This window comes from Kitasatospora sp. NPDC057542 (assembly GCF_042801945.1).
In the GTDB taxonomy this organism is placed as follows: domain Bacteria; phylum Actinomycetota; class Actinomycetes; order Streptomycetales; family Streptomycetaceae; genus Kitasatospora.
Genome location: NZ_JBHVFE010000536.1, coordinates 1 through 5,635, shown reverse-complemented (window position 1 = coordinate 5,635; position 5,635 = coordinate 1). Strand labels below are relative to the sequence as shown.

At 71.9% G+C, this 5,635-nt stretch carries 5 protein-coding genes; 4 read left to right on the top strand and 1 reads right to left on the bottom strand.

The window, feature by feature from the left end:
- Nucleotides 1-78: 78 nt before the first annotated feature.
- The 4 genes from ACFU7Y_RS38830 to ACFU7Y_RS38815 are packed head-to-tail and all read left to right on the top strand — an operon-like array spanning nt 79 to nt 3,934.
- On the top strand, nt 79-1,026 hold the full coding sequence (locus tag ACFU7Y_RS38830; RefSeq protein WP_380771184.1) for a hypothetical protein: 948 nt from the start codon (nt 79-81) through the stop codon (nt 1,024-1,026).
- Nucleotides 1,023-1,583, top strand: a complete 561-nt coding sequence (locus ACFU7Y_RS38825) for a hypothetical protein (RefSeq protein ID WP_380771183.1) — start codon at nt 1,023-1,025, stop codon at nt 1,581-1,583. Before ACFU7Y_RS38830 ends, ACFU7Y_RS38825 begins: the two co-directional genes overlap by 4 nt.
- Nucleotides 1,580-2,641: a hypothetical protein gene (locus tag ACFU7Y_RS38820; protein WP_380771182.1), complete on the top strand. Its 1,062-nt coding sequence runs from the start codon at nt 1,580-1,582 to the stop codon at nt 2,639-2,641. Before ACFU7Y_RS38825 ends, ACFU7Y_RS38820 begins: the two co-directional genes overlap by 4 nt.
- Before the next feature lie 15 nt (nt 2,642-2,656).
- Entirely contained in the window at nt 2,657-3,934 is a 1,278-nt protein-coding gene (locus ACFU7Y_RS38815) for a hypothetical protein (RefSeq protein ID WP_380771181.1), read from the top strand.
- Nucleotides 3,935-3,999: 65 nt separating this feature from the next.
- Here the strand turns inward: ACFU7Y_RS38815 and ACFU7Y_RS38810 are convergent, their stop codons facing one another.
- Nucleotides 4,000-5,316 (bottom strand): M14 family zinc carboxypeptidase, encoded by a 1,317-nt coding sequence (locus ACFU7Y_RS38810; protein WP_380771185.1) that lies wholly within the window; start codon nt 5,314-5,316, stop codon nt 4,000-4,002.
- Nucleotides 5,317-5,635 lie beyond the last annotated feature (319 nt).

Here is a 5,635-nt window from a genome sequence, read left to right as displayed (position 1 = left end):
GCCCCACTGATTCGGGGGCCGTCCCGGACCCCTCCACCCCTTTCATTCCACTGTCTACTTCGTACCGAGGACTGCGCCGTGAGCGTCGGAACGCGCACCAGAACCCTGCTCAAGACCACCACCCCGACCCGCAGACTGGACGTCGCGGCGTCCTACGAGGCCCTGACGCAGGCCTGCGCAGCCACCGCCGACGATGCCCGGCAAGCCGAGCTGGTCAGCGACAGCCCGAACCACCTGTGGTCGCTGCCCGTAGGGATGTTCGCCATGGTGCACCCCGACCTGGACGAGGCCTGGGCCGTCATCAAGGGCGCCCTCTACCTCCGGGAGCAGCGGGTGCCCGCTATCGCCCCCTGGTACCACGACGTGCGCGCCGGCACCGAGGGGCGGGCAGTGACGTTCTGGCCGGACCCCGGGAAGACGAGCGCCGACACGTCCCTGTCCGCGTGGGTGACCGCCCTCACCCACCGCATCGACCCCGCGTCGGCACCGTGGCTACGCGAGCATGACACGTTCGCCGGGCTGCTGGACGGCCTGGACGACGCCCCGCTGAACGCGGCCGCCCGCCGCTTCCTGCGCGAGCACACCGCCCAGCTGCACGAGGAGTGGGACTACCTGGAGTGGCCGACCCCGGACGCCGTTGTCCTCGGCGCCCACGGCATGATCCCGATCCATGACGGCGGAGTCCACGTCGGGCTGCTGCTGCGTCGCCCGCTGACGCGCGGCCACCGCGAGTGGGACCTGGTCGCCGCCCGCTGGCGCTCCGAGCTGCTCATCGGCCCGCGCGAGGACCACCGGACCTACGCCGGCACCTACCTCTCGTACCAACGAGAAGACCAGGTCCCGGACTACCCCTACATCGGCGCCTGGTCCGGGTACCAGGTTGTACGCGACGTTGTCGCGCTCACCGCGGCAATGGGCGCGGTCCGCCGCGCCCACCTCGACAAGCGCATCCGCCAGGAAGCCGAACATCGCGTCGCGTGCCTGCGCGGCGCCTACCCGGCCCCGTGGAACTGGGGGCTGCGATGACGACCGCCCGCCAGAACGGGCCCCTGCTGCCGGCGGCCCACCAGCCCGCGGTCATGCGGTGCGGCCACTACATCGTCGAGGAGATCACCGAGCACGAGGCCCTCGCGAGTCACCTGGCCGCCGATCTGAACGCGATCGAGATCGCACTTGCCGTCAACGCCATGTCCGACCGCCAGGACGCCGAGAAGCTGACGCCCAACATGGTCCGCAGGATCCTGGACAAGCTGCGGGAACGGCTCCGGGCGAAGACCCGGGAGCAGCTGGTGGACGTGGCCTGCCGCACGAAGATCCTCCTGCCGCCGCTGATGGAGTTGACAAGGCCGCTCCCGAAGATGCCCGTGGCCCACTTCCAGCTCCGGGCCCAGGGCTACAGCAGCCAGGAGATCGCCGACTACTTCAAGGTGACGCCGAGCACGGTCACCAAGTACATGGCCGATATCCGGCACCGGGCGGGCACACATGGCAACCCGGCGGCGGTCTTCCGGCTGCACGGAGCGCCCGGTGTCCTGGACGGTTCGCCGTTCTGCCCGATCTGCGCGTCGAAGGCGGCGCCATGATCCCGCCGTACGCGGACGGCCCGTGGGGGCGCAGGTCGACGCACAGCGGCGTCCCATGCCCGACCTGCGGGTGCCGGATCGTCCTGACCCAGGACCAGCACGACGTCCTGGTGCTCACCGCTGCGGGCAGCACCCATCCCGAGATCGGACGGCGCCTGGGCTTCAGCACGGGCACGGTTCAGGGCGAGGTCAAGCGGCTCCGCAGGATCACCGGCGCCCGCAATGCGGGCCACCTCGCCGCGATCGGGGTACGGGCCGGGCTCGTCCCGGCGATCGGCCCCGCCTGCCCGCCGGGACGCCTCACCTCCGACCAGGTTCAGGTGCACGCCCTGCTTGCCGAGGGCTACGACCTGCGCGAAGTCGCCGACCTCGCTGGGCTCAGCCAGATGACGGTACGCGAGGCCAAGAACGAAGTGCGCGAACTGCTCGGCACCCGGCGCCTCCCGTCCGTGCTCACCATGCTCCTTGGCCTCGGGGAACTGTCGCGCCGCCACTGGTGCCGTCGGACAGCCTGCGTGTTCGCGCGCCAGGAGCGCGAGCTGCGCACCGGGCCGCGCGTGGAGGCCCGGGAAGCGGCCGCCCGCTGGGCTGAGGACATCGCCCTGACGGCTGGCTGGCGCGCCGAGCACCGCCGCGCGCGCCAGGAACTCGCCCAGAACATGTCCAGGATCGGCGACAGCCTGTCGGAGCTGCGCGCCGCCCGGATCGAGGCCGAGGAGGTTATGGCCATGGTGCAGCTCCTGGAGGCCGAGCACGCGGCCGCCGCCGTTCGCCGCAGCACCGACGCCCAAGCCCTGGCCCATGCCCAGGCGGCCAGGACGGCCCTCGCCGGTGTGCGGCAGGTCATGCGCAACGTCGAGGACATCAACGTGCGTTTGACGGCCCTGGGCCGACGCCAGGACGAACTCGGCCAGGAGCAGCAGCGCCTGTCCGAGGGGTTCGCGCAGCAGGCCGAGCTTGCCGCCGCCCGCGAGCAGGCCAGGGCCCAACTGCTCGCCCGCCCCCCGATCCCGCCTGAGGCGAGGCCCTGGAACTCCCGCCGGCCAGCCACCCCCTGACTGAGGACAATCAGCATGCCCACCCCGACCCGACCGAGCGCGGCCCTGGCAGACGTCATCCCCCTGCCCGTCGCCGACCTCGCCGCCCTGGACCTGACCACCCTGGCCGATCCCGAGCGCCTGGTCACCGATGCCTGGCTCACCCCCGCCATCGAGCGGGCCCTGCGCCTGGTCGACCAGGCCGACCCCCACACTCTCGCGGCCGGCTCCCATACCGCCCCCGGCCACACCATGCTCCTGATCGCCCCGCCCCAGGGCGGCCACCCGGCCTGGTATCTGCGCCTGCCTGACGGCACCACCCCTGCCGAACCCCGGCCCACCAACCAGACTGGCGCGGTTTTGCCCCTGGTCGGCGCCCTGGACCTGGCCCTCTACCGCCACCGCAGCGACGTCGACGGGCAGCGGTCGCAGTACCTGCGCACCCTGTGCCCCGGCCAGCTTTGCCTCCTCCATACCGACGCCACCACCCAACTCACCGGCGCAGCGGACAGTGTGCAGCTCATTCCCACCCACCTACCACCTATCGACCCGCACGCCGTGCCGCTGAGCTTGGACGACTACCAGGCCGCCGCCGCGACCGCCCGCTACCGCCTCACCGTCCCCCGCCCCGACGACGCCGGCCGTCCCGGCGGGCCCCGGTTGGAGGACATCCCCGGCCTGCACGCCGCCGACCTGCGACACATCCACGCCCAGGCCGGCGCCCTTCACCGCCTCGCCGCCGACCGCACCCGCCTGTCCTACCTCGTCACCACCACCGTCCTCACCCCCGACCGCTACGAGGCATCCCGCACCACCACGCTGGCCGACCGGCTCGTTCTGGCCACCGCGGACGACCGCGGCTTCGAGATCCGCCTCAACACCAACCCGCACCCCGACAACCAGCAGCTCCCACACACCCACGCTTACCCGGTCACCGCCCACATCCTGACCGGCGGCTACCTCCACACCGTCCACCACCGCACCGACGGCAAGGACAACGGCTACTTCACCTCCCGCGACCTACGTCCGGCCGTCACCACCACCGAACTCCCCGGCAGCACCTACACCCTGGCGCCCACGCTCGTGCACCAGGCTGTGGTGCTGCCCGGCACCACCACGCTGATGCTGCGCGGTCCCCACACCGCCGACGCGCACGCCGCCGCCGACCTCATCCCGCCGATCTCCACCTGGCCCGCGCCGGCCGACGGCCAGGCGCCGGTGCACGCGCGCCGGATGACCGACGCTGAGCACCGCGAGGTCTACGGGAGCCTCGCAGCCGCCGGTGTGATTGACCTTCTGCCGCCGTGCCGCTGACCACCATGGCGCCGCTTGTGACCGCCGGCCCGGGCGAGGTGGCGGCCTGCGCCCGGGCCCGGCACCTACCCGGTGAGGGCGACGGCCGCCAGCGCCGCGCAGGCCTGCACCGCCACCAGACTCCGCAGCCGAACGGGAGTGATCTGCAACTGCCGCTCACACTGCGCGGCCCGCTCGAACAGCGTCCTCTCCAGCCGTGCGCGGGCAGCCAGAACAGCGCGCCCGGGCGGCGCCTCGTCGGTGGCGCGTACTGCCATGCCGGCCGCGCGCAGCGTCAGCATGACGCGGCTGTAGTGGGCCTCAGCGAGTTCGGGCCCGGGCACGGCCGCAAGGTCGGCGGCGCGCTGACGCCAGGAGCGGACGACCGTGTCAGTGACGGCAAGGGTGTCGGCGGTCGCCCTGGCGAACACCCCGTCCGGCAGCCCAGCCTGGTCCACGAGGCGCCGTACCTCGGCGGCCTCCCTGGCCAGCACCTCGGCGAGGGCGTCGAGCACGGACGGCGGCGAGTCCGCGAACACGGTGCCGGTGTGCCAGCGGGGGACCTCCGGCAGCAGGGTCAGCGTGCCGTACCGGGCGGCGTAGTGGGTCAGGTGGGCGCCGTACGCCGGTGTGTCCTGCTCGTGGTCGCGGATCACCAGTTCCTCCACCGGCGGCATCCGGAACACCCCGGGCCCGAGGACCGGCCAGCCCACGACATCGCCCGGTGCGGCCTCGGCGACCGGCAGGCCCTGGTCGGCGGCCACGACCGCCAGCCGCCCGGCCAGACCTGGCACGTCCCGGCTCGCCACAAAGAACGGCGCACCGAACTCCGCGTTGTGCAAAGACACGGCGACGGTCGGCTCCAGCTTGTCCACCAGGGCTGCGAGCGCCTGTTGTTCCGGCAGCCCGAAATGGTGGACACCGCCCCGCCACGGAATGGGGAAGGTCCATTCCGGCTGCTCTGCCATCGCCGGGCGGTAGAAGTACCGGTGCTGAATGTGGAGGCCGAGTGGCAGGCTCGTCCACTCCGAATTCAACGCGGCGCCGTCCGGGTCCACGCACGGCAGGAAATGCCACGACACACCGTCACGCAGTTTCGCCTGCCCGGCCACCAGATCGGCCAGGAACATCACCGCCGCATATCCCACCGGTTCGTTCGGATGCGGGCCGCCGACCACCAGCACAGAGCGCCGCCCCGTCCCGACCGACAGCACCTGCAACGCCCGGCCCCCACGTGAGGTGCCGATCTGCCGCATCTGGCACAGCCCCGGCTCTCGCTCGGCCAGACGGGACAGCCGCCACGTCAGCTCCTCGACCGAGGGCACCAACTCCGCGCCCGGCACCTGCCCCGCCCACCCGGCCAGCCGCGCATCCAGCCGTGAAAGGAAACCTGCCACCGACATATCCACCCCTCTGAAAACCGGCCGGGAAATGCCGAGCCGGTATTAAATTATGCCCGGAAACTGGGCCAGAAAATCTTTTGAGCAATCCCCGGGAAAGTCTTCCCCGGGCGGTTCGCAAATGCTTCCATAGGTTCCGGCGAATCCGCCATATCCCATTCGCGAAACAGCAAGGAGAACATGATGGACACCACGGAGAGCTTCGTCCTGGCCGCCGACCCCGAGGAGGACGAGCAGGAGACCGGGCTGCGTCCCGCGGCGGACGCCGAGCTCCTGGGCCTCACCGTCTCCGGCGGGTGAGGCGCTAGCACCACCACACGGC

Bases quoted from the DNA above. Each gene is read 5' to 3' on its own strand.
- ACFU7Y_RS38825 (WP_380771183.1), top strand. From the start codon at position 1,023: ATGACGACCGCCCGCCAGAACGGGCCCCTGCTGCCGGCGGCCCACCAG.
- ACFU7Y_RS38820 (WP_380771182.1), top strand. From the start codon at position 1,580: ATGATCCCGCCGTACGCGGACGGCCCGTGGGGGCGCAGGTCGACGCAC.
- ACFU7Y_RS38815 (WP_380771181.1), top strand. From the start codon at position 2,657: ATGCCCACCCCGACCCGACCGAGCGCGGCCCTGGCAGACGTCATCCCC.
- ACFU7Y_RS38810 (WP_380771185.1), bottom strand. From the start codon at position 5,316: ATGTCGGTGGCAGGTTTCCTTTCACGGCTGGATGCGCGGCTGGCCGGG.